The 22,890-nt window shown below is 73.5% G+C and carries 19 protein-coding genes and 1 tRNA gene; 7 read left to right on the forward strand and 13 right to left on the reverse strand.

All coding sequences use genetic code 11. The features are described 5' to 3' along the window. Positions 1-41: 41 nt before the first annotated feature. The 5 genes from thrC to argS all read right to left on the reverse strand — a co-directional run bounded on the left by thrC (position 42) and on the right by argS (position 6,683). Complete coding sequence (gene thrC / locus EDF64_RS08025) at positions 42-1,121, reverse strand: threonine synthase (RefSeq protein ID WP_133519490.1); 1,080 nt, start codon at positions 1,119-1,121, stop codon at positions 42-44. Between the two features lie 53 nt (positions 1,122-1,174). Continuing rightward, on the reverse strand, positions 1,175-2,482 hold the full coding sequence (locus tag EDF64_RS08030; protein WP_133519491.1) for a homoserine dehydrogenase: 1,308 nt from the start codon (positions 2,480-2,482) through the stop codon (positions 1,175-1,177). Between the two features lie 45 nt (positions 2,483-2,527). After that, positions 2,528-3,931 carry a diaminopimelate decarboxylase gene (gene lysA / locus EDF64_RS08035; RefSeq protein ID WP_133519492.1) on the reverse strand — a complete coding sequence of 468 codons (1,404 nt, stop codon included), beginning with the start codon at positions 3,929-3,931 and terminating at the stop codon, positions 2,528-2,530. A 58-nt stretch (positions 3,932-3,989) separates the two neighbouring features. Beyond that, positions 3,990-4,745, reverse strand: a complete 756-nt coding sequence (locus tag EDF64_RS08040) for an LmeA family phospholipid-binding protein (protein ID WP_133519493.1) — start codon at positions 4,743-4,745, stop codon at positions 3,990-3,992. 267 nt (positions 4,746-5,012) lie between these two features. Next, entirely contained in the window at positions 5,013-6,683 is a 1,671-nt protein-coding gene (argS, locus tag EDF64_RS08045) for an arginine--tRNA ligase (protein WP_133519494.1), read from the reverse strand. Between the two features lie 60 nt (positions 6,684-6,743). Between argS and EDF64_RS08050 the strand changes: the two genes are divergently transcribed. Both EDF64_RS08050 and EDF64_RS08055 read left to right on the forward strand, forming a co-directional pair. Next, positions 6,744-7,313, forward strand: a complete 570-nt coding sequence (locus EDF64_RS08050; protein WP_133519495.1) for a hypothetical protein — start codon at positions 6,744-6,746, stop codon at positions 7,311-7,313. A 124-nt stretch (positions 7,314-7,437) separates the two neighbouring features. Beyond that, a tRNA-Arg gene (locus tag EDF64_RS08055) sits at positions 7,438-7,509 on the forward strand. A gap of 78 nt (positions 7,510-7,587) precedes the next feature. Here EDF64_RS08055 and EDF64_RS08060 read toward each other — a convergent pair. Genes EDF64_RS08060 through EDF64_RS08075 form a run of 5 tightly spaced genes read right to left on the reverse strand, consistent with a single transcriptional unit; the run spans position 7,588 to position 12,213 of the window. Continuing rightward, complete coding sequence (locus EDF64_RS08060) at positions 7,588-7,827, reverse strand: hypothetical protein (protein WP_133519496.1); 240 nt, start codon at positions 7,825-7,827, stop codon at positions 7,588-7,590. Positions 7,828-7,873: 46 nt separating this feature from the next. Further along, entirely contained in the window at positions 7,874-9,328 is a 1,455-nt protein-coding gene (locus EDF64_RS08065) for an MFS transporter (RefSeq protein WP_166645649.1), read from the reverse strand. Beyond that, on the reverse strand, positions 9,325-9,705 hold the full coding sequence (locus EDF64_RS18150; protein WP_166645650.1) for a VOC family protein: 381 nt from the start codon (positions 9,703-9,705) through the stop codon (positions 9,325-9,327). The genes EDF64_RS08065 and EDF64_RS18150 overlap by 4 nt, the downstream gene beginning before the upstream one ends. Continuing rightward, complete coding sequence (locus EDF64_RS08070) at positions 9,698-11,392, reverse strand: MFS transporter (RefSeq protein ID WP_279512727.1); 1,695 nt, start codon at positions 11,390-11,392, stop codon at positions 9,698-9,700. The genes EDF64_RS18150 and EDF64_RS08070 overlap by 8 nt, the downstream gene beginning before the upstream one ends. Further along, positions 11,389-12,213, reverse strand: a complete 825-nt coding sequence (locus EDF64_RS08075) for an alpha/beta hydrolase (RefSeq protein ID WP_166645651.1) — start codon at positions 12,211-12,213, stop codon at positions 11,389-11,391. The genes EDF64_RS08070 and EDF64_RS08075 overlap by 4 nt, the downstream gene beginning before the upstream one ends. A gap of 133 nt (positions 12,214-12,346) precedes the next feature. Between EDF64_RS08075 and EDF64_RS08080 the strand changes: the two genes are divergently transcribed. From EDF64_RS08080 to EDF64_RS08090, 3 genes are read left to right on the forward strand one after another with little or no spacing between them, the layout of a single operon-like run. Continuing rightward, positions 12,347-13,405: a Gfo/Idh/MocA family protein gene (locus EDF64_RS08080; protein WP_243736293.1), complete on the forward strand. Its 1,059-nt coding sequence runs from the start codon at positions 12,347-12,349 to the stop codon at positions 13,403-13,405. Between the two features lie 41 nt (positions 13,406-13,446). Continuing rightward, positions 13,447-17,367: a Pls/PosA family non-ribosomal peptide synthetase gene (locus EDF64_RS08085; RefSeq protein WP_133519499.1), complete on the forward strand. Its 3,921-nt coding sequence runs from the start codon at positions 13,447-13,449 to the stop codon at positions 17,365-17,367. An 8-nt stretch (positions 17,368-17,375) separates the two neighbouring features. Further along, positions 17,376-18,710, forward strand: coding sequence for a M1 family metallopeptidase (locus tag EDF64_RS08090; protein WP_243736294.1), 1,335 nt, complete (start codon positions 17,376-17,378; stop codon positions 18,708-18,710). Here EDF64_RS08090 and EDF64_RS08095 read toward each other — a convergent pair. After that, entirely contained in the window at positions 18,707-18,973 is a 267-nt protein-coding gene (locus EDF64_RS08095; RefSeq protein ID WP_133519501.1) for a helix-turn-helix domain-containing protein, read from the reverse strand. The two genes, EDF64_RS08090 and EDF64_RS08095, sit on opposite strands and share 4 nt — an antisense overlap. A 59-nt stretch (positions 18,974-19,032) precedes the next feature. On the opposite strand from EDF64_RS08095, the gene map reads away from it, so the two are divergent. Next, positions 19,033-19,800, forward strand: coding sequence for a type I methionyl aminopeptidase (map, locus tag EDF64_RS08100; RefSeq protein ID WP_133519502.1), 768 nt, complete (start codon positions 19,033-19,035; stop codon positions 19,798-19,800). Here map and EDF64_RS08105 read toward each other — a convergent pair. Together EDF64_RS08105 and EDF64_RS08110 are read right to left on the reverse strand one after the other, a co-directional pair. Then, positions 19,784-20,395, reverse strand: coding sequence for a 4'-phosphopantetheinyl transferase family protein (locus EDF64_RS08105; RefSeq protein WP_133519503.1), 612 nt, complete (start codon positions 20,393-20,395; stop codon positions 19,784-19,786). The genes map and EDF64_RS08105 overlap by 17 nt on opposite strands. A 37-nt stretch (positions 20,396-20,432) precedes the next feature. Then, on the reverse strand, positions 20,433-20,636 hold the full coding sequence (locus EDF64_RS08110; RefSeq protein ID WP_071291810.1) for a hypothetical protein: 204 nt from the start codon (positions 20,634-20,636) through the stop codon (positions 20,433-20,435). 283 nt (positions 20,637-20,919) lie between these two features. Between EDF64_RS08110 and EDF64_RS18595 the strand changes: the two genes are divergently transcribed. After that, on the forward strand, positions 20,920-22,860 hold the full coding sequence (locus EDF64_RS18595) for a TPM domain-containing protein (RefSeq protein ID WP_208108860.1): 1,941 nt from the start codon (positions 20,920-20,922) through the stop codon (positions 22,858-22,860). Positions 22,861-22,890: the final 30 nt, after the last annotated feature.

A 22,890-nucleotide genomic window follows, 5' to 3' on the forward strand; every position in this document is an offset into this window, starting at 1 on the left:
GGCGGTCAGGCCCTCCCCCGGTCCGGACGAGCGGTCGTGGCTCACCGGGCTGCGACCAGTCCGAGCACGTCCGCGATCGACGCCGTGTCGACGGGCACGCTCGTCGGGGTGACCTCGCCGCCGTCCTGCGTGCGGAGCGCCCACTGCGGGTCCTTGAGGCCGTGGCCCGTCACCGTGATGACGACCTTCGCGCCCTTCGGCACGACGCCGGCGTCGGCACGCTCGAGGAGTCCGGCGACACCGATGGCGGAGGCGGGCTCGACGAACACGCCGACCTCGGCGGAGAGGATGTGGTGCGCGGCGAGGATCGCCTCGTCGGAGATCGCGCCGAAGTAGCCGTCGGTCTCGTCACGGGCCTCGAGCGCGAACTGCCACGACGCCGGGTTGCCGATGCGGATCGCCGAGGCGATGGTGTCCGGGTGCTTCACGACCTCGCCGCGGACGATCGGGGCGGAGCCGGCGGCCTGGAAGCCGAACATGCGCGGCAGCTTCGTGGTGCGGCCGGCGGCGACGTCCTCGCGGTACCCGCGGGAGTACGCCGTGTAGTTGCCGGCGTTGCCGACCGGCAGGAAGTGGAAGTCCGGCGCGTCACCGAGCACGTCGACGACCTCGAACGCGGCGGTCTTCTGCCCTTCGATGCGGTCGTTGTTCACGGAGTTGACCAGGTGCACCGGGTAGTTCGCGGCGAGGTCGCGCGCGATGTCGAGGCAGTCGTCGAAGTTGCCCTGCACCTGCAGCAGCTGGGCGTCGTGGGCGACGGCCTGGCTGAGCTTGCCCATCGCGATCTTGCCCTCGGGCACGAGCACCGCGGCGGTGATGCCGGCGTGGGTGGCGTAGGCGGCGGCCGACGCGCTGGTGTTGCCGGTCGAGGCGCAGATGACGGCCTTCGCGCCGTGCTCGACGGCCTTCGAGATCGCCATCGTCATGCCGCGGTCCTTGAAGGAACCGGTCGGGTTCATCCCCTCGAACTTGACGTAGACCTCGGCGCCGGTGCGCTCGGACAGCCGGCGCGCGGGGATGAGCGGGGTCCCGCCCTCACCGAGCGTGACGACGGGCGTCGCCTCGGTCACGTCGAGTCGGTCGGCGTACTCGCGCAGGACTCCCTGCCACTGGTGGGCCATGAGGCTCTCCTTGTTCGGTGTTGCAGTCGGGGGTGGGTCGGGGACCGGGACGGTCAGGCGCCGACGACGCGGAGCACGCTGGTGATCTCGACGACGACGTCCTCGTTGCGGAGCGCCACCACGGTGTTCGCCAGGTCGGACTCGCGCGCCAGGTGCGTGCCGATCACGAGCGTCGCCGTGGCGTCCGCTCCGGAGGCGACGGTCTGCTCGACGGTCTCGACGCTGACACCGTGCTTGGCCAGCACGCCGGCGACGGTCGAGAGCACCCCGGGGGCGTCCGCGACGTGCAGCGTGATCTGGTACCGGGTCCGGACGGTGCCGATCGGGAACACGGGCAGCGCGCCCTGCGTCGACTCGGCGACACCGGGGCCGCCGATGACGTGGCGGCGCGCGGCGGACACCAGGTCGCCGAGGACGGCCGAGGCGGTCTCGACGCCGCCGGCGCCGGCGCCGTAGAACATGAGGTCGCCCGCGGCCTCGGCCTCGACGAACACGGCGTTCTTCGCGCCGTGGACACTGGCGAGCGGGTGCGACTCGGGCACGAGGGCCGGGTACACGCGGGCGCTGACGCCCTCGGTGCCGTCCTCGTCGGTCAGGCGCTCGGCGGTCGCGAGGATCTTCACGACGTACCCGGCCTTCCGTGCGGCCCGGACCTGCTCGATCGTCACCGAGGTGATGCCCTCGCGGTGGACGGCAGCGAGCGGGACCGAGGTGTGGAACGCGAGCGAGGCCAGGATCGCGGCCTTCTGCGCGGCGTCGTAGCCCTCGACGTCGGCGGTGGGGTCGGCCTCGGCGTACCCGAGCTCGGTCGCGGTCGCGAGGGCGTCCTCGAAGGTCGCGCCCTCCCTGTCCATCAGGTCGAGGATGAAGTTCGTGGTGCCGTTGACGATGCCCATGATGCGCACGATGCGGTCCCCGGCGAGCGAGTCGTGCAGCGGTCGGATGATCGGGATCGCGCCGGCGACGGCGGCCTCGTAGTAGAGCTGCGCGCCCACTTGCTCCGCCGCGGCGAAGAGCTCCGGGCCGTGCGTCGCGAGGAGCGCCTTGTTGCCGGTCACGACGTCCGCGCCGGACTGCAGCGCCTGCAGCACGAGCGTGCGCGCGGGCTCGATGCCGCCGATCAGCTCGACGACGATGTCCGCGCCGAGGATCAGCGATTCCGCGTCCGTCGTGAAGAGCTCCGCCGGCAGGTCGACGTCCCGCTGGGCATCGACGTCGCGGACGGCGATCCCGACGAGCTCGAGGCCGGCTCCGGCACGCGAGGCCAGTTCGTCACCGTGCTCGAGGAGCAGCCGCGCGACCTGGGAACCGACCGAGCCGGCTCCGAGCAGCGCGACGCGGACGTTGCGGTATTCGATCATCTGGTGCGGGTCCTGTTCGTGGGGAGTCGGGTCGTTGCCGCGGGGTCAGGCCCCGGGCACGACCCCGGTGTCGCGGGCGAGGAGGTCGTCGATCGACTCGCCCCGGACGAGGATACGGGCTGCACCGTCGGCGACGGCGACGACGGGCGGGCGGCCCACGTGGTTGTAGTTGCTCGCGAGGCTCCAGCAGTAGGCACCCGTCGCGGCTACGGCGAGCAGGTCGCCGCGGTGCACGTCGCCGGGCAGGTACTCGTCGTTCACGACGATGTCGCCGCTCTCGCAGTGCTTGCCGACGACGCGGGTGAGCACGGCCGGGGCGTCCGAGGTGCGGGCGAGCCGTGCGGTGTAGTCGGCGCCGTACAGGGCGGGTCGGGCGTTGTCGCTCATGCCGCCGTCGACGGAGACGTAGGTGCGGGTGGCGGACTCCTGCTCCGACGACTCCAGCGTCACGGGCTTGATCGTGCCGACCCGGTACAGCGTGATCCCGGGCGGGCCGACGATGTACCGGCCCGGCTCCACCGCGATCTCCGGCACCGGGACGTCCCGTTCGGCGCAGGCCTCGGCCACGATGGTCGCGAGCGCGTCGGCGACGTCCTCCGGCGCGAAGGCCGAGTCGGCCTCGGTGTAGTCGATGCCCCAGCCGCCGCCGAGGTTGAGCTCGGGCACCGGGCCGGACTCGACCAGGGTCGCGTGCACGTCCATCAGGCGCCGAGCGGCTTCGCGGAAGCCGGACTCGTCGAAGATCTGCGAGCCGATGTGCGAGTGCAGCCCGACGAACGCCAGGGACGGCTGCGCCCGGACCGCTGCCGCTGCGTCGACCGCCTCGGACAACGGGATGCCGAACTTCTGGTCCTCGCGCGCGGTGGCGAGGTACTCGTGCGTCGAGGCGTGGACGCCGCTGTTGATCCGGATCCGCACGCGCTGCACGACCCCGGCTGCGGCGGCCGCCCGTGCGACGCGCTGCACCTCTTCGTGGCTGTCGAGGACGATCGTGCCGACACCGACATCGACCGCGCGGGCGATCTCGGCGTCGGACTTGTCGTTGCCGTGGAAGCCGAGCATCGCCGGGTCGACCCCGCCGGCCAGCGCCACCGCGAGCTCCCCGCCCGTGCAGACGTCCACGCGCAGGTCGGCGGCGGCCATCCACCCGGCGACGTGCGTCGTCAGGAACGCCTTGCCGGCGTAGTAGACGTGCGCCCGGGTGCCGATGCGCTCGAACGCCTCGGTGAAGGCGTTCCGCACGCGGACCGCCCGCGACTGCACGTCGTGTTCGTCCACCACGTAGAGGGGCGAGCCGTACTGCGCCACCAGATCGGACGCGGTCAGCCCGCCGACGGCGAGCTCGCCGTCGTCGGTGCGCGTCGCGGACGCGGGCCAGATGCGCGCCTCGAGCGCGGACGGGTCCGTCGGGAACCGCAGTCGCTGCGGGGCAAGGGGGTTCTCGCTCACGGGACCCGATCCTACCGAGCCGAGCCGTGCCTCCAGGCCGTGTGACGCACCCCGTCGGCTACGAGCACTTGCCGACCGTCTGGAGGCCCTGCTCGTTGAGCGGCAGCGAGTCGGCCGTGACCCGCACCGAGGCCTGCGACGACGTGATGTCGAGCGAGCGCACCCGGAGCTGCGACGGCAGGAACCGGGCGGTGCAGACCTCGACCGGCACGTTCGTGACACCAGGGATCGAGTCCACCTTGAGGCCGAGCGCCGAGTTCGTGATCCGCACTGTCTTCGGCGTGATCGTGATGCCCTTGCCGTCGTCCTGCGCGACGACGGCGCCCTTCGCGGCGTACGTGATGTCGTACCCGAGCACCGCGCTCGTGCCGGACAGTTCGACGCCGCCGTCGGCCAGGCTGAGCCGGTCGAACAGCGGGCTGTACTTCGCCAGGTCCTTCACGCTCGACGATGCGAGCGTGACGTGCCCGTCGACGTCGCGCACGTCGCCCTTGCCGTCGATCGGCACGTCGTGCGCGGTGACGTCGGCGGCGAGCGGGACGCCGTCGATCGTCAGCTTCTCGGAGGAGATCTCGACCTCGTCGAGGGACCCGCCGATGAGCTGCGGGATGACGACGCCGTTCGCGTGCGCCTGGACCGTGCCGGTCGCTCCGGCGGGCAGCGACTGCTCCACCTGCTGGGCGATCATGCGGTCGACGACACCGCGCAGGACGAACTCGGCGACGACCACGAGCACGGCCAGCACGACCACGACGACGATGAGGACGACGGGCCAGCGGCGGCCCTTCCGGGTGGGCTCGGTGGCGGCGGACATGCGTCCCACCTTGCCAGGGTCCCCCGGCAGCCAGCCTGGAGGCGCGGCGTGCGCCCGGCGCGCGCGTCGCGGCGGGCGCGGGGTCGCGCGGGGCGCGGGGCGCGGGGCGCCGCCTGCGGGCGCGCGGGGCGCGGGGGCGCCGCGTGCGCGCGCCGCACAACGAAAGTCACCCCGAGCCGCGGCGATGCGCGGCTCGGGGTGACTTCGGTTGTGCGACGGGTCGCGGGGCGCGCGGCGCGCAGCGCTGCGCGCGCGGCGCGCAGCGCGCTACATGCGCTCGGGCGCCGTCACCCCGAGCAGCCCGAGGCCGTTGCGGACGACCTGCCCGGTGGCGTCGTTCAGCCAAAGGCGCGTGCGGTGCAGGTCCGTCACGGCCTCGTCGCCGAGCGGCGTCACGCGGCAGGAGTCGTACCAGCGGTGGTACAGCCCCGCCAGCTGCTCGATGTAGCGGGCGATGCGGTGCGGCTCGCGCAGTTCCGCGGCCTGCCGCACCACGCGCGGGTACTCGGCGAGGGCACCGAGGAGGGCGCCCTCGGTCTCGTGCGTCAGGAGCGAGGCGTCGAAGGCCGAACGGTCCACCCCGGACGCGGCGGCGTTCCGGGCGACCGACTGCGTGCGGGCGTGGGCGTACTGCACGTAGAAGACGGGGTTGTCGTTCGTGCGCTTCACGAGCAGGTCGAGGTCGATGTCGATCGCGGTGTCGCTGGCGAACCGGACGAGCGAGTACCGGCCGGCGTCCACGCCGACGGCGTCGACGAGGTCCTCCATCGTGACGATCGTGCCCGCGCGCTTCGACATGCGCATCGGCTCGCCGTCCTTGAGCAGGTTGACCATCTGGCCGATGAGGATCTCGAGGTTCTTGCCCGGCTCGTCGCCGAAGGCCGCACACATCGCCATCATCCGGCCGACGTAGCCGTGGTGGTCGGCGCCGAGCATGATGAGGTTCCGGTCGAAGCCGCGCTCGCGCTTGTCGAGGTAGTACGCCAGGTCGCCCGCGATGTACGCCGGCTCACCGTCGGACTTGATGACGACGCGGTCGCGGTCGTCGCCGAAGTCGGTGGTGCGGAGCCACTCGGCACCCTCGGCCTCGTACATCACGCCCGCCGACCGCAGTCGCTCGATGGCGCGCTCGACGGCCTTCGACTCGTGCAGGGCGTTCTCGTGGAAGTACACGTCGAAGTCGACGCCGAAGTCGTGCAGCGACGACTTGATGTCGGCGAACATGAACTCGACGCCCTCGCGGCGGAAGACCTCCTGCGCCTCGTCGCGCGGCAGGTCGCGCACGTCGATGGCCGGCTCGAGGGTCTCGATGACCCGCGCCGCGATCTCCGCGATGTAGGCGCCGCCGTAGCCGTCCTCCGGCGTGGGCTCACCGAGCGCCGAGGCGACGAGGGAGCGGGCGAAGCGGTCGATCTGCGCGCCGTGGTCGTTGAAGTAGTACTCGCGGGTGACCATGCCGCCCTGCGCCTGGAACACGCGAGCGAGGCTGTCGCCCACCGCGGCCCAGCGCACGCCGCCCATGTGGATCGGCCCGGTCGGGTTCGCGGACACGAACTCGAGGTTGATCCGGACGCCGTCGTACAGGTCGCCGTCGCCGAAGACCGAGCCGGACTCGACGATCGTGCGGGCGATCTCCCCCGCGGCCGCGGCCTCGAGCGTGATGTTGATGAACCCCGGACCGGCGACGTCGACCGTGTCCACGCCGTCGAGCTCGGTCAGCTCGCCGGCGATCTCGGTCGCGAGCTCGCGCGGGTTCGTGCCGAGGCGCTTCGCGAGCTGCATCGCCGCGTTCGACGCCCAGTCGCCGTGCGCCCGGTTCTTCGGACGCTCGAGCTCCACGTGGGACTCGTCGATCGTCACGGCGTCGGAGGCACCTCGTCGCTCGACGATCCCGGTCAGGATCGACAGGTACGCGGCGGAGAGTTCGGCAGGAGTCACGAGGGTCGAGTCTACCGGGACGCCCACGGTCCTCTCCGGCCGATGCACCATCATGTCGGGATGACCTCCCGCAGCCGCGTCCGGGCGATCGGCGTCGCCCTGCTCACCGTGTCCGCGTCCGTGTCCCTCGTGGCGTGCTCCGGCGGTGGCGACGCGAGCCCGAGCGCCACCGCGGGCCCCGTCGGCAAGCGGGTCACGCAGACGTGCGGCGAGCTGCTGCCGTCCGGGTCCCTCGACGTCTACGGGAAGACCTTCACGATCGACCGCGACTACCGCCCGGCAAAGGGGTCCCCTGCCGCGCGGATCGCCGAGCAGCGCGGCCGCGTCTGCCGCTGGGTGGCGACCGACGACGCCGCCACGACCGTCACGCTGGCCGTCGCCGACCTGCCTGAGAAGTCGCTCACGAACCTCAAGGACGCCCTCTACGAGCGGGGCGGCTCGGTGCCCACCTACCGCGTCGAGGGGTACTTCTCCCTCACCGACGGCGTCGGCCGCGCCGACGCCTTCGCCGACCCGTACTGGATCACCGCGTCGTCTCCCCTGTTCACGGAGCCCGGCGGCGCGCAGCCGGTCATCGACGCGGTCCGGGGCGTCGTGCAGCCGGGTGCGTCCGCGACGCCGGCCGGCTGACGCGACGACCCACTGCCTGGAGGCGCGTGGCGGCGCCGCCACGCGCCTCCTGGCCGACACGCGGAGACGGACGCACCGTGTCCTGGGCGCCGTCGTCGACCTGCTACGGTTGATCCCACCCAGGGCCCCCATAGCTCAGGGGATAGAGCACTGCCCTCCGGAGGCAGGGGCGGAGGTTCGAATCCTCCTGGGGGCACAGTCACATCCCCGCGCAAGCAGGTGTCTTCGCTTCGCACAGTCACCTGCGCGCGATGGCAGCTGCGCGCGATGCGGATCAGGGCCGTGATCCGCCGTCGATCCACGCGCGGAGCACGGCGAGGTCCGATGGCGGCCATGCACCGTCACACGGCATCGTGCCGTCGGCCAGTCGAGCGAAGATCGCGTCCTGGTGCCGGCGCACGTCGTCGACGTTCCAGAGGTCGAACGCCCGCAGCATGCTGTCACGGTCCTGCTGCCGGAACAGCGGCCGGACGTCGGTGGCGAAGCCCGGCGACGCGGGCGTGGGATCGGTCATCTCGGTGGACTCCTGTCGGTCTTCGGGTGGTGTGGGCGAATCCGGGTCAGGCCCGTCCGGGGGCGTCACCGACGTGCGTGGACACGCCCGTGGAGCCCGTCGTGCTCGGGGTGGCGCTCCGGAACGAGACGGCGACCACGACCAGCGCGAGCGCCATGGCGCACGCCGAGACGAGGAACGCGGTCGCGTAGCCCGTGGCGGTCGACGCGCCCGTCGCGGTCCGGGTGGCTGCGATGGTGGCGAGCGTCGCGACGCCGAGGGCCGCGCCGATCTGCTGCGCGGTCGTCAACAGGCTCGCTCCTTCGCCCTGCACCGCGGCGGGGATGTCCGCGGTCGCGGCGATGGACAGCGCCGGCAGCAGGACGCCGATCCCGAGCGCCGTGAGGACCAGGCCGGGCAGCACGTTGGCGAGGTACGTCGCCTCGGGGGACAGCAACGAGAACACCGTCTGCCCCGCGACGATCAGCGCCACCCCCGTCAGCGCGGTCGGCCGCAGGCCCACCCGGGCGATGACCCGGCGGGCGACGAGCGACGACAGCACCACGATCAGGACGGTCGCCGGCAGCAGCGCGAGCCCGGTCGCCAGTGGGTCGAAGCGGAGGACCGTCTGGAGGAACAGCGAGACGAAGTAGACGTACCCCGCGAGCACCGCGCCGGTGATCACCATGGTCACGAGCGCTCCGCGTCGCATCCGTGATGCGAGGACGGTCCGCGGGACCAACGGGTTCCGCGACCGTGCCTGCAGGACGACGAAGGTCGCCGCGAGTGCGAGTCCGACGACGACCGGCACGACGGTGGACGGACTCGTCGGTCCGGCCGTCTCGAGGGCGCTGAGCCCCAGGATCACGGACGCGATCGCAGCGGTGACGAGCAGCGACGGCCCGACGCGGAGCGACCCCCGGTCGGTGCTGACGCGCGGTGCCACCACCCGGGGGACGAGCACGAGCAGGGCGATGATGACCGGGACGTTGATCACGAAGATGCTGCGCCACCCGACCAGCTGGACGAGCAGCCCACCGAGCACGATCCCAGCCGTCCCGCCGGCGGCGGTGGCCGCCTGCCAGATGCCGAGCGCGCGGACCCGCGCCGGACCGTCCGCGAACCGGAGTGTGAGGGACGAGAGCGCTGCGGGGGCGATGAGCGCCCCCGCGGCCCCCTGCACGAAGCGGGCGGCGACGAGCCACTCCGGCGCCGGTGCGAGCCCGCACCCGAGCGAGGCGACGCCGAACAGCGCGAGCCCGATGAGCAGGACCCGCCGCTGACCGAACACGTCCCCTGCCCTGCCGCCCAGCAGCAGGAGCGACCCGAAGGTGAGGGCGTACCCGGTCACGATCCACTGCAGCCCCGACGCTGAGAACCCGAGTCCCGAGCGGATAGTCGGGAGCGCGACGTTCACCACACTGAAGTCGAGCTGCAGGACGAACTGGGCGGCGCACAGCACGAGCAGGGTCGCAGTCGCCCGCGGGGCGGAAGCGGCGGCAGGCGCCGACTCGGTGGTCACCGGGGCTCGGCTCGCACGGCGAACAGGTTCCCGAACGGGTCGAGCAGCTGGCAGAGCCGCTCCCCCGTGAACACCGTCTTCGGCCCCCGGTGTGCGACGGCACCGTTCGCGACCCAGTCCTCGACGACGGCGTCGACGTCGGGAACGGTCCAGTACGGGACCGTGCCCGAGGGCCCCGGTGTGTTCAGCTCGTCGGTCCGGTGCAGCGTGAAGCGGACGCCGCCGATGTCGAACGCGACGAGCGCGCCGCCGCGGACGACCGGTTCGCGGCGGAGCCTCGCCGAGTACCAGGCGACCGCGGCGTCGAGGTCGTCCACGAACAGGAACACGTTGCCGACGGGGCCGATCGTGAGCGGGGTTGCGGGGTCCTCAGGCATGCGGGTTCTCCTTCGTCGTGGGCTGGTGCGGCGGTGGCGTCGGCGCTCCGGTGTCGTCGGTGGTTCCGGTGTCGTCGGTCTCGCCGGCGAAGTAGTGGTGCCAGCGCGGCGCTCCCTCGCACGCGGCGAGGGCCCGCGCCTCGATCTCACGGTCGCGCCCGGTGGAGCGCTGGGTCTGCTGACGCCGGTACTCGCTCCACGACGGCAGCATGAAGGTCTCGAGCCGCACGTCCTCCTCCTCGCCGCTGCGGTACAGCCGCCAGCGGAAGGCGCCGGTCCGGCGTCGGGAGGCGCCGAGCGCGGTCATCGCCTCCTGGAACTCGTGCCGTGACGCCGCGCGGACCGTGTAGGCCACCGTGATCAGCACCGGACCGTCCGACGGCGCCGGTTCGAACAGGAGGGTCGGCGAGTCCCAGGCGAGGCGGGCGGACCGGTCGATCACCCCGGTGCCCGGCAGGAGCGGCAGCCGGAGCACGCTGACCGCCACGAGCGCGAGCATCACCGCCGAGACGGTGAGCGCGAGCGGGGTGCCGATGGCCGAGGCGAGCGCACCCCACAGCACCGAGCCCACCGCCATCGTCCCCATGAAGACGAGGATGTACGTCGCCGCACCGCGTGAGCGCACCCACTGCGGCAGGGTGAGCTGCAGCGCCGTGTTCAGGACGGTGAGCGTGCCGATCCACGCGATGCCCGCCAGCACGAGCAGCAGCAGGGTGGGCACCAGCGGCAGGGACGCCGCAGCCGCCGCTCCCGCCGCGTACAGCAGCGCACTGATCGCAATGATCCAGTTGTCCGAGAGTCGTCGGCGCGCGGCGGGCAGCAGCACGATGCCGAGGACGGCGCCGACGCCCGGCCCGGTCAGCAGCAGTCCGTACCCGCTCGACCCCAGGTGCAACCGGGTCGCGGTGAGCGGGAGCAGTGCCCAGAGCGCGCTCGCCGGCAGCGCGAACAGCGCAGAGCGGAGCAGGATCCGCCGCACGAGGTGCGCCGACGCCACGTAGCGCAGCCCGGCGGCGAGCGCGGGTCCGAAGTGCTCGCGGTCCTCGAGGCCGGCCTGCGGGGGCCGCTTCCACCACAGCAGGGCCGCGACGGCGACGAGGAACGAGAGCGCGTTGATGCCGAAGACGACCGGAGCACCGAACGCCGACAGCACCACACCAGCCAGGGCCGGACCGATCGCACGCGCGCCGTTGACGGTGAGGCCGCCGAGCGCCGCCGAGGCACCGATCTGCTCGCGTGGGACGAGCTCGGGCTGGATCGCCTGCCACGCGGGCGAGGTGAGGGTCGACGAGACGCCGAGCAGGAACGTGAACCCGAGGAGCAGCACCGCGGTCAGCGCGCCGGTGGCGGAGATCGCGGCGAGCGCGCCGGCGAGCACCGCACTGGCCACGGAGCCCGCGATGAGGAGTCGACGCCGGTCGTACGAGTCGGCCAGCACCCCGGCCAGCAGGGAGAGGAGCACCGCGGGTGCGAGGCTCGCGGTCTGCACGAGGGCGATCACGGTCGGACCGGCCGATGCCTCAACGAGGAACCACTGCGCGCCGACCGTCTGCATCCAGCCGCCGATGTTGCTGCCGAGCTGCGCGAACCACAGGACGCGGAACGCGGTGCTCGCCATCGGCGCCCACGCGGACGCCGACGCTCGCGGGGCGCTCGCCGTGGGGGTCGTGCGCGGCGCTCCGCTCACCGGTGCTCGACCTCGAGTGCCTGCGCGAGGAACGCGAGCGATCCGGGGAGGGCGTGGTCGGTGTAGCCCTCGGCGTGCCGGAGGCCCGGGATCAGCTGCAGGGTGCTCGGTACGCCGACCGCGGCGAGCGCTGCCTGCAGGGCGATCGGGTCCGACCGTGGGACCCACTCCTCGAGGGAGTTGGCGAGGTACACCGGGCCCGTCGACGCCGTGACGTGCCCGACCGTGGATGCGCCGTCGAGCGCCGATCGATCGCCGCCGACCTCCTGCAGGATCACCCAGCGGAGGAATGCGTCGTCCCGCCCGGTCTGGTCGATGTCCGCGCTGCGCATCGCGTCGAGGTCCTGCGTCGTCGGCGCGGCGTCGACCGTGCCGTCGGTCGCTCGGATGATGTCCGCGAGGCCGAAGATCCCCGACCAGCTCACGGCGGGGCGGCCGGTCGCGATGCCGCCCTCGACGGCGAGGTTGCCGCCGGCGGATCCCCCGAAGAACGCGACCTTGCTCCGGTCGAACGGGACGTCGGACTGCAGCGCCCACTCGTACGCGGTCAGCACGTCGTCCCTGCTGGCGGGGAACACGTCGGTCGGCGCCAGCCGGTAGTTCGGCACGAAGACGGTGTACCCGGCGTCCACGAGCCGCGCGGAGAGTCCGTCCTCCTTGGCCTTGTCCCCGCGGAACCAGCCGCCGCCGTGCACCAGCACGACGGCGCCGACGCTCGCGGGCGATCCGGGGCCCGGACGGTGCACGTCGAGGACCAGTGACTCGTGCTGGTCCGAGTACCGCACGTCGCGGTCGATGCGTGGCGGCTGCGGTGTGGGCATCCGATGACGACCTTCCTCGAGCTCCCGGCGCCCGACCGGGCAGGGGTACGGATCCGATTGTGATCGACTGCGGCACGGGACGGTTGGGTCAGATGACTCGATGCGGGTCGGGTCCGCCCGGTAGCGTTCCGGCATGACGATGACGTTCCCGGAGCCCGAGGTCCACGCACTCCGAGGCGGGCCGACGCTCGGGTGGGGCGTGATCGGCCCCGGGGAGATCGCGAACGACTTCACGGCCACGCTGCACGCGAACTCGGACCAGCGCGTCGTCGCCGTGGGGTCCCGCTCCCCCGAGCGTGCCGCCGCCTTCGCCGGACGCCACGGCGTCCCCGGGGTGCACGGCTCGTACGAGGCCCTCGTCGCGGACCCCACGGTCGACGTCGTCTACGTGGCTTCCCCGCACCCGCAGCACCTCGGGCACGCGCTGCTCGCGATCGCCGCGGGCAAGCACGTCCTCGTCGAGAAGCCGATGACGACCTCGGCCGCGGACACCCGCACCCTCGCCGACGCCGCACGGGCCGCGGGCGTCCTGGCGATGGAGGCGATGTGGACCCGGTACCTGCCCGGCTCCACGGTGATCGCCCGCCTGCTCGCGGACGGCGCCCTCGGCGACGTCCGGCTCGCGACGGTGGACGTCGGCTGGCCGCACGACCCGGACCCGGCCGACCGCATGTTCGATCCCGCCGCCGGCGGGGGCGCGCTCCTCGATGCCGGTGTCTACGGGCACTGGTTCGCACGGTTCGCCACCGGCGCCCCGGTGACCAGCCGCACGACGGGGGTGGTCTCGGATCGCGGGGTCGACCTCCAGTCCGTCACCGTGTCGACGGCGGACGGTGGCGCGCAGGCGGTGGTGGCCACGTCGATGACGGCGTGGACGCCGGGGCTCGCGGCCATCGCGGGCAGCCGGGCCACCGTGCGGTACACCGACCACTTCGTGTTCCCGGCGTCGTTCGCGGTGCACCACCGGGGCGGGGAGGACCGCTGGGCGGAGCCGACCGGGCTGCGAGGGCGACAGGGACTCGTGTGGCAGGCGGCCGCGCTCGCCCGGTACGTGGCGGACGGCCGGACGGAGTCGCCGGTGCACTCGCTCGAGGACTCGATCGGGACCGCGGGGGCGCTCGACGCGGCCCGTGCCGACCTCGGCACCGGGGCCGCGGCGTCTGTTTCCGAACGCGACACCTCGACCCCCTAGGATCACGGGCCGGTCGACCACCCGGCCGGGAAGAGGACTCGATGACCAGCGCCACCACCAGCGCCACCGGGAACCCGCAGGCGGAACTCGCCGCCGGCGACCGTGCACCGGCGCCCCGGACCCTGCTCGACGTCCTCTCCGCCACCGCGGCCGAGCACCCGGACGCCCTCGCGCTCGAGGACCCGGCCGGCACCCTCGACTACGCGACCCTGCTGGAGCGGGTGCACGAGCAGGCGGACGACTTGGCACGGCGCGGGGTCCGGCGCGGCGACCGGGTCGGGGTGCGGATCCCCTCCGGCGGACGCGACCTGTACGTGTCGATCCTGGCGGTGCTCGCCGCGGGTGCTGCGTACGTGCCGGTGGACGCCGACGACCCCGAGGAGCGCGCGACCCTGGTGTTCGGCGAGGCCGCCGTCGTCGGCGTGATCGGCGCCGGCGGGGTGCTGCGACGGTCGGGGGCGCCCGATGCCGAGCCGTCCCCGGTCGTCGACCCCGCGGCGAGCGCCGACGCCCCCACGCTCGAGGACGACGCGTGGATCATCTTCACGTCGGGGTCGACCGGGGTGCCGAAGGGCGTCGCGGTGACGCACCGGTCGGCGGCGGCGTTCGTCGACGCCGAGGCGCGGATGTTCCTGCAGGCGGCGCCGATCGGGCCGGGCGACCGGGTGCTGGCGGGGCTGAGCGTGGCGTTCGACGCGTCGTGCGAGGAGATGTGGCTGGCGTGGGGGCACGGGGCGTGCCTGGTGCCGGCGCCGCGGTCGCTGGTGCGGACCGGGGTGGACCTGGGGCCGTGGCTCATCGCGCACGGGATCACGGTCGTGTCGACGGTGCCGACCCTCGCGGCGCTCTGGCCGGACGACGCCCTCGAGCAGGTGCGTCTCGTCATCTTCGGCGGTGAGGCGTGCCCGCCGGAGCTCGCGGCGCGGATCGCGAGCCGGGGGCGTGAGGTGTGGAACACGTACGGTCCGACCGAGGCGACGGTGGTGGCGTGCGGTGCCCTGCTGGACGGGAGCACGCCGATCCGGATCGGGCTGCCGCTCGACGGGTGGGACCTGGCGGTGGTCGACGCCGCGGGGCAGCGGGTCGAGCCGGGTGGTGTCGGGGAGCTGGTGATCGGCGGGGTGGGGCTCGGCCGGTACCTCGACCCGGCGAAGGACGCGGAGAAGTACGCGCCGTTCCCGGAGCTCGGGTGGGCGCGGGCGTACCGGAGCGGTGACCTGGTGCGGTACGACCCCGAGGGGCTGGTGTTCCAGGGGCGGGCGGACGACCAGGTGAAGCTCGGTGGGCGGCGGATCGAGCTCGGTGAGATCGACGCGGCACTGCAGGCGCTCGACGACGTGGCGGGTGGTGCCGCGGTGGTGCAGCGGACCCCGGCCGGCAACCAGGTGCTCGTCGGCTACGTCGCCCCGGTGGCGGGGGCATCCGTCGACGTGGCCGCGGCGAACGCCCGGCTGCGCGAGGAGCTGCCGGCAGCGCTCGTGCCGCTGCTCGCGGTGGTGGACGCCCTGCCGACGCGGACGTCCGGCAAGGTGGACCGCGCAGCACTGCCGTGGCCGCTGCCCGGATCGGGGTCGCCCGGGTCGGCCGGGGCCGCCGTGCTGCCGGACACGGTGGCGTGGATCGCGGAGCGGTGGTCGGCGATCCTCGGTGTGCCGGTCGCGAGCGTCGACGACGACTTCTTCGCGCACGGCGGCGGTTCGCTGACGGCGGCGCAGCTCGTGTCCGCGATCCGGGAGCGGTTCCCGACCACGACGGTGGCGGACGTGTACGACCACCCGCGGATCGGAGCGCTCGCGGACGCGCTCGACGACTCCGGGCCGACGGTCTCGGTCCCCCGCGACGTGCGTCCGGTGCCGCCGGCGACCGGGTTCGTGATGACGCTGCTCGGGCTGCCCGTGCAGGTGCTCCGCGGGCTGCGGGTCCTCAGCTGGACGGCGCTCGTCGCAGCGGTCCTGCACGCGACGACCCTGCCGTGGCTGCCGGTGCTGCCGTGGCCGGTGCTGGTCGTCGCGCTGCTGCTGTTCGTGACGCCGGTGGGGAAGATGGCGATCACCGTCGTGCTCGCGCGGCTCCTGCTGGCGGGCGTCCGTCCCGGCGACCACCCACGCGGCGGGTCCGTGCACCTGCGGGTGTGGCTGGCGGAGCGGATCGCCGAGGCGGTGGACGGCCCGTCGACGGCGGGCGCTCCGTGGATCAGCTACTACGCGCGGGCGCTCGGTGCCCGGATCGGCGCCGACGTCGACCTGCACACGCTGCCGCCGGTGACCGGGATGCTCACGATCGGCAAGCGTGCCTCGATCGAGCCCGAGGTCGACCTCGCCGGGCACTGGGTGGACGGCGACGTCTTCCGGCTCGGGCACGTGCGGGTCGACGCCGACGCCGTGGTGCACAGCCGGACGACGCTGCTCCCCGGGGCACACGTCGGCGTGGGTGCCGAGGTCGAGGCCGGGTCGGCCGTGACCGGCCGGGTCCCCGACGGCGAACGCTGGGCGGGTTCGCCGGCGGAACGCATCGGGTCGGCCCGACACGACCGGGAGGCGCGCCCCGCCACCCGACGCCGGTGGCTGCTGGCGTACGGGGCCGGGTCGGTGGCCGTGGCCGGCTTGCCGGTGATCGGCGTCGCCGCCGGGTTGGCGGTCGCGTGGCTCCTCGTCGGGACGGCGGACTCGCTCGGCGAGGCGCTGCTCCGCGCCCTGGTCTCGGTGCCGCTCGCGACGGTCGTGGCGGGTGCCGTGTACGCGCTGCTCGTGGTCGTGTCGGTGCGGTTGCTCGGCATCGGCCTGGTCGAGGGCCGCCACCCGGTGCGGTCCCGGATCGGGTGGCAGGCGTGGTCGACCGAACGGGTGCTCGACGCCGCGCGCACACTGCTGTTCCCCCTGTACGCGTCGCTCGTGACCCCGGTGTGGCTCCGGCTGCTCGGGGCGAAGGTCGGGCGGAACACCGAGATCTCGACGGTGCTGCTCATCCCCTCGCTGACCCAGATCGCCTCGGGGGCGTTCCTCGCCGACGACACGATGGTCGCCACCTACGAACTGGGCGGCGGGCGCATCCGGATCGGCCGCTCGAAGATCGGACGGCGCGCGTTCCTCGGCAACAGCGGCATGTCCGGCGCCGGCCGATCGGTGCCCCGCGAAGCCCTGGTCGCCGTGCTGTCCGCCGTGCCGAAGAAGGCCAAGCGCGGCTCGTCGTGGCTCGGGTCACCCCCGGTCCGGCTCCGGCGCGCGACCGCGGAGTTCGACGAGGAACGCACCTTCCGGCCGCCGCGGTCGCTCAAGGTCGCGCGCGGGTGCTGGGAACTGCTCCGCCTCGTCGCACCGATGGTGTCGGCCGCCATCGCCCTCGGCGTCGTCGGCAGCCTGCTCGCGCTCTGGTCCGCCGTCGGCATCGGCTGGACCGTCCTCCTCGCCGGCCCGGTGCTCATCGTCGCCGGCGCCGTCGCCGCCCTCGTCTCCACCGTCGCGAAGTGGGTGTTCGTCGGCCGGATCGCCGCGCGGGAACACCCGCTCTGGTCGTCGTTCGTCTGGCGCAACGAGGTGCAGGACACCTTCGTGGAGACCGTCGCACGGCCGTGGTTCGCCGAGCAGGCCACCGGGACGCCGGCGCTCGCCGCCTGGCTGCGGAGCCTCGGGGCGATGATCGGGCGCGGGACCTGGCTCGAGACGTACTGGCTGCCCGAGGCCGACCTGGTCACGATCGGCGCCGGCGCGTCGGTCGCACGCGGCACCGTCGTGCAGACGCACCTGTTCCACGACCGGGTCATGCAGCTGGACACGGTGACGCTCGCCGCGGGTGCGACCCTCGGCCCGCACAGCGTCGTCCTGCCCGCGGCGGGCATCGGCACCGGGGCGACCGTCGGCCCGGCGTCGCTCGTGATGCGCGGCGAGCAGGTGCCCGGCGGGACCCACTGGGCGGGCAACCCCATCGCTCCGTGGACATCCGGAGCACCCGCCGTGGCAGACTGACCGGCACCGTGACCCCGACGAACGCCGTGCCGACGACCGCTGCCCCCGACCCGTACACCCCGCACAGCGGCGACCGGCGGTGGGACGCCCGCCACTACGACCTCCGACTGGAGTACCGGGTCGCGACGAACCGCCTCGACGCGACCGCCACCGTCACCGCCCGCGCCGTCGAGGACCTCGACCGCGTCGTGCTCGACCTGCACGGCCTGACCGTGGAGCGGGTCGACGTCGACGGCAAGCGCGCGAAGAAGACCTCGACGGCGACGCACAAGCTCACCGTGACACCGGCCGCGCCGATCGCCGCGGGGACCGAGTTCACGGTGCACGTGAAGTACCGCGGCACCCCGCACCCGCTCCGGAGCCCCTGGGGCCAGATCGGCTGGGAGGAGCTGACCGACGGCGTCATCGTCGCGGCGCAGCCCACCGGGGCGCCGTCCTGGTTCCCGTGCAACGACCGACCGGACGACAAGGCCACCTACCGGTTCGAGATCACGGCCGACGCGGCGTACGACGTCGTCGCGAACGGCGACCTGCTCGGCAAGGAGCGCGCCCGCGGCGGCACGACGTGGACCTACGCCACGACGGAGCCGATGGCCACGTACCTGGCGACCGTGCAGATCGGCCGCTACCGGACGACGAAGCTCCGCGGCGCGGACGTCCCCGTCACGTTGCACCACCCCGCCGACCTCGCCGGCGCCGCGAAGACCGACTTCGGCCGGGTGCCGGACATGCTCGCGCTCTACGCCGACCGGTTCGGCCCCTACCCGTTCCCGGCGTACGGCGTCGTGGTGACCGACGACGAGCTCGAGATCCCGCTCGAGGCGCACGGTCTCGCCGTCTTCGGGCGGAACCACGTCGACGGGGAGCACGGCACCGACCGGCTCATCGCGCACGAGCTCGCCCACCAGTGGTTCGGCAACTCCGTCACCGTCGCCCGCTGGCGGGACATCTGGCTGCACGAGGGCTTCGCCTGCTACGCGGAGTGGCTGTGGTCGGAGCACCGCGGCGGGGACTCTGCGGACGTCCTGGCCGAGCGGTACCGGCAGGGCCTGCTCGACCAGCCCCAGGACCTCGTCGTCGGCGACCCGGGAGCCGCCGACATGTTCGACGACCGGGTCTACAAGCGCGGCGCACTGGCGCTGCACGCCGTCCGCCGGTCGATCGGCGACGACGCGTTCTTCGGCGGGCTCTGGACGATCACCGAACGGCATCGGTACGGGTCCGTCCGACCCGAGGACGTGCTGGCGGCGTTCGCCGAGGCCGCGGGTACCGGCGTCGCGGCGGTGCGAGCGCTGACGGCGCCGTGGATCGAGGAGCCCGGGGTCCCGTCGCTCGGGCGCTAGCCGGCGGTCTCGGCCAGGTCCGGTTCGCTGACCTCGGCCCACACGGCGTCGAGCGACAGACCGACGACGCCGGCGACGGCCGCGATCGTCGAGAAGGCCGGCGTCGCGATCCGCCCCGTCTCGATCTTCCGCAGGGTCTCGGGCGAGATGCCGGCCGCGAGCGCCGTGTCGAGCATCGAGCGCGGACCACGAGCACGGCGGAGCAGCGCACCGAGGCGGCGACCACGAGCGACCTCGTCGGGGCTGAGCGGGAGTCGGACCATGCCCCGACACTAATACCGGTCGAACAGTACCGGGCAGACAATACCGGTATGGTCATACCATGATCGAGATCCTCACCCCGGCCGAGGTCGACCGTGCCCGCGCCACCGGTGCCCTCGTCGGCACGATCCTGCAGACCCTGCGCGACCGCACCCGGGTCGGCACCAACCTGCTCGAGATCGACGGCTGGGCGCGGACGATGATCGAGGACGCCGGCGCCGACTCCTGCTACGTCGACTACGCGCCGTCGTTCGGGCGCGGGCCGTTCGGCCACCACGTCTGCACGGCCGTCAACGACGCCGTCCTGCACGGTCTCCCCCACGACCGGGTGCTCGCCGACGGCGACCTCCTCACCCTCGACCTCGCCGTGTCCCTCGACGGCATCGCGGCCGACGCCGCGATCAGCTTCGTCGTCGGCACGCCCGACCCCGCCGACACCGCGCTGATCGCCGCGACGGAACACGCCCTCGCCGCGGGCATCGCCGCCGCGCGGCCCGGTGCCCGGATCGGTGACCTCTCGCACGCCATCGGCACCGTCCTGCAGGACGCCGGGTACCCCGTCAACGTCGAGTTCGGCGGGCACGGGATCGGGTCGACCATGCACCAGGACCCGCACGTGTCGAACACCGGGCGACCCGGCCGCGGCTACACGCTGCGGCCCGGCCTGCTCCTCGCGCTCGAGCCGTGGGTGATGGCGGACACCGACGTGCTCGTGACCGACCCGGACGGGTGGACGCTCCGCAGCGCCACCGGAGCGCGGACGGCGCACACCGAGCACACGATCGCGATCACCGAGACCGGCGCCGAGGTGCTCACCCTCCCGCGCTGACGCCGTCGACCGCGCTGCACCCGTCGGGCGCCGTCCGGACGGGGAGTCCCCCGGCGGCGATCGCGACGACGATGTCCGTGTCCGTGTCCGGGAACGACAGCGTGACCGGGTGCTCGACCCCCTCGAACACGGCGGTGCCCCGGCGGACGTCCACGTCGACGTCGGCCGGATCCACCCGGAGCCCGCGGCCGTCGCGCTTCAGCACTGCCTCCTTCGCGGCCCAGCAGGCGGCGAGGACCCGGACGTCACCGTCCGCTCGGTCCCGCTCGCCCGCGGTGAAGACGTCGAGTGGTGCGGCCGCGACCCGCGACACCCGTTCGACGTCGACGCCGACGGGGTCGGGGCTCACGGCGAGGACGACGACACCGGTCGTCCGGGCGAGGCCGGCGCCGACGGCGGAGCCGTCGACGGTGACCCAGGGGCGGCCGTGGTCGGTCCCGCCGCAGTGCCCGCAGACGCGCCCCGCGCGCAGGCGCGACGGGTCGACGTCGTGGGCCGACGCGACGGCCGCGAGCAGCGCCTCCCGGTCGACGTCCCTGGTCGCGCCCGTGGGGACGAGCGTCAGGACGACGTGCGGGAGGCGCGGGAGACTCACACGGTGAGCCTACGGTCGGCGGTCCGTGCGGTGCGGTCTACGCGTGCGTGAGCGCGATGAGCGCGACGTTCATGGTGCTGTAGAGCCCCTCGGACCGGGTGGCCTGGCGGACTCGGCCGCGCAGGACCTCGTACCGGCCGTTGTGCTCGCGCACGAAACCGATGACGCCGCTCGCGGGTGTCGACACGCGGTGGTAGCCGTCCTCGAGTGGGACGACCTCGGTGCTGGTTGTTCGCTCCATTGCTGTTCCCCTGTCTCGTTCGTCGTCGAACGCGTGCCCGAGCATACCCCGACCGGGGGACAACACCCCCACAGGATCAGCGTTCCACGAGGGTTCGCCCACAGTCTGTCCGACGGCTGCGCACCGTGGATAGACTCCGGGCAACAGCGCTCCGGGGCGCGGTTCCGGGGGCACTCGGACCGGCGGACCGGCGGAGGACGGAGGACGGATGCGAGCGGTCCAGGGTGGATCGGCCACGGGCAGGACGAGCACGAACAGGGGGACACCGCGACTGATCGGCCGCGTGGCTGCGGCGCTCCTCGCGATGCTCATCGTGCTGGCGCCGGCGGCGACGGCTCGGGCGACCGCCCCCGTCGACCTCGGCGGCGCCTACGTCGTCGACGAGGCAGACGTGCTGAGCTCCTCGCAGCAGTCCCGCATCGAGTCCGCGATCCAGGACCTCTACTCCGACACGAAGACCCAGCTCTACGTCGTCTTCGTCCCCAGCTTCTCGGACCCGACGGAACACACCGCCTGGGGGTCCGCGACGCTGTCGAAGAACCAGATCGACTCCGACGGCATCCTGCTGTCCGTCGCCGTCGACGACCGGAACTACGACGTCCAGCAGACCAACGAGACGAGCATCTCCGCGTCCGACGTGCAGAGCGCCGTCGACGACGACCTGCTGCCCGCGCTCAAGCAGAGCGACTGGTCCGGCGCGGCCCTCGCGTTCGCGAACGGCCTGGCGGACACGCAGGCGCCGCCGAACCTCACCTGGCTCTGGATCCTGCTCCTCGTCATCGTCGTCGGGGGCATCGTCGTGGTGCTCGTCATCCGCGGACGCAACAAGCGCCGGACGGCCGCCGCCACCAAGGCCCAAGAAGCCTCCCTCGCCGAACTCGAGCGAGCCGCCGGCGGTGCGCTCGTCACCATCGACGACGAACTGCGGACCGCCGAACAAGAGGTCGGCTTCGCCACGGCGCAGTTCGGCGCGGACGCCGCGAAGCCCTTCGCCGACGCCGTCGCCGCCGCCCAGCAGGCCGTCCGCAAGGCCTTCACCTTCCAGCAGCAGCTCGACGACGAGATCCCCGACACCCCGCAGCAGCGTGCCGACTGGGCGAACCAGATCATCGCGATCTGCGAGCAGGCGCACGCCGCGATCGAGGAGCAGACCGAGTCGTTCGACCAGCTCCGGTCGCTCGAGGACGGCGTCGACGAGGCCGCGGTCGCCCTCGCGCAGGCCGTCGCCGCCGCCCCAGCCTCGGTCAGCACGGCCGCCGCGTCCCTCGACCGGGTCCGCCGGGACTACACCGGCCGGACCCTGGCCACCGTGTCGGACAGCGTCGACCAGGCGCAGCAGGTGCTCGCCTACGCCACCGAGCGGTCACAGGCAGCCACCGCCGCGATCGCCGCCGGTGACAAGGGCGAGGCCGTCGTCGCCGTGCGGGACGCCCAGCACGCCCTGGCCCAGGTCCAGCAGCTCACGTCGAGCGCCAGCGCCGCCGAGCGGAGCTTCGCCGAGGCCACCGCACGTGCCGAGGCGATGCAGGCGGACATCGCGGGCGACGTCGCCGCCGCACGATCCCTCACCGCGGGCGGACCCGAGCTCTCCGCCGCGGTCGTCCGCGCCGAGACCGTCCTGCGCCAGGGACTCGACCCGAAGGACCCGATCGCGGCCGTCGACGCGCTGACCAAGGCGAACACCGAGATCGATCAGGCGATCGCCGCGGCCCGCGGTGCCGAGGAGCAGCAGCGACGCGCGGCACGGGCCCTCGACGACGCGCTCCGCGACGCCCGCAACCGGATCAGCCAGGCGCGCGAGTTCATCTCGCTGCACCGCGGCGGCGTCGGACCGACCGCCCGCACCCGCCTGTCCGAAGCCGAACGAGCGCTCGACGACGCGGTCCAGCTCGCCACGACCGACCCCGGTCAGGCACTGCAGGCCGCACGAGCCGCGGAGCAGTACGCCGCCGCGGCGATGGACGCCGCGAACGACGACATGGGCGGCTGGGGCGGCGGAGGCGGCGGCTTCGGCGGCGGCAACGGCAACGGCGCGCAGCTCGGCGGGCTCGTCACGGGCATCGTCCTCGGCGGCCTCCTCGGCGGACGCGGCGGGAGCTACGGCGGCGGCTCCTTCGGGGGCGGCGGCGGAGGCTTCGGCGGCGGCTTCGGCGGGGGCGGTGGCTTCGGCGGAGGAGGCGGCGGCGGGGGCGGCGGCGGCTTCTCCGGCGGCGGCCGGTTCTGACACCACGACCACCAGCGGCAACGACACCAG

The organism is Curtobacterium flaccumfaciens (genome assembly GCF_004361695.1).
Classification (GTDB): domain Bacteria; phylum Actinomycetota; class Actinomycetes; order Actinomycetales; family Microbacteriaceae; genus Curtobacterium; species Curtobacterium flaccumfaciens_B.

What these genes read in the sequence shown, in the direction of transcription:
- EDF64_RS18150 (WP_166645650.1), bottom strand. Translation starts at nt 9,705, where the DNA reads ATGCCTGAGGACCCCGCAACCCCGCTCACGATCGGCCCCGTCGGCAAC.
- EDF64_RS08085 (WP_133519499.1), top strand. Translation starts at nt 13,447, where the DNA reads ATGACCAGCGCCACCACCAGCGCCACCGGGAACCCGCAGGCGGAACTC.
- EDF64_RS08060 (WP_133519496.1), bottom strand. Translation starts at nt 7,827, where the DNA reads ATGACCGATCCCACGCCCGCGTCGCCGGGCTTCGCCACCGACGTCCGG.
- EDF64_RS08095 (WP_133519501.1), bottom strand. Translation starts at nt 18,973, where the DNA reads ATGGTCCGACTCCCGCTCAGCCCCGACGAGGTCGCTCGTGGTCGCCGC.
- EDF64_RS08080 (WP_243736293.1), top strand. Translation starts at nt 12,347, where the DNA reads ATGACGATGACGTTCCCGGAGCCCGAGGTCCACGCACTCCGAGGCGGG.
- EDF64_RS08110 (WP_071291810.1), bottom strand. Translation starts at nt 20,636, where the DNA reads ATGGAGCGAACAACCAGCACCGAGGTCGTCCCACTCGAGGACGGCTAC.
- EDF64_RS08075 (WP_166645651.1), bottom strand. Translation starts at nt 12,213, where the DNA reads ATGCCCACACCGCAGCCGCCACGCATCGACCGCGACGTGCGGTACTCG.
- map (WP_133519502.1), top strand. Translation starts at nt 19,033, where the DNA reads ATGATCGAGATCCTCACCCCGGCCGAGGTCGACCGTGCCCGCGCCACC.
- EDF64_RS08040 (WP_133519493.1), bottom strand. Translation starts at nt 4,745, where the DNA reads ATGTCCGCCGCCACCGAGCCCACCCGGAAGGGCCGCCGCTGGCCCGTC.
- EDF64_RS08050 (WP_133519495.1), top strand. Translation starts at nt 6,744, where the DNA reads ATGACCTCCCGCAGCCGCGTCCGGGCGATCGGCGTCGCCCTGCTCACC.
- EDF64_RS08030 (WP_133519491.1), bottom strand. Translation starts at nt 2,482, where the DNA reads ATGATCGAATACCGCAACGTCCGCGTCGCGCTGCTCGGAGCCGGCTCG.
- thrC (WP_133519490.1), bottom strand. Translation starts at nt 1,121, where the DNA reads ATGGCCCACCAGTGGCAGGGAGTCCTGCGCGAGTACGCCGACCGACTC.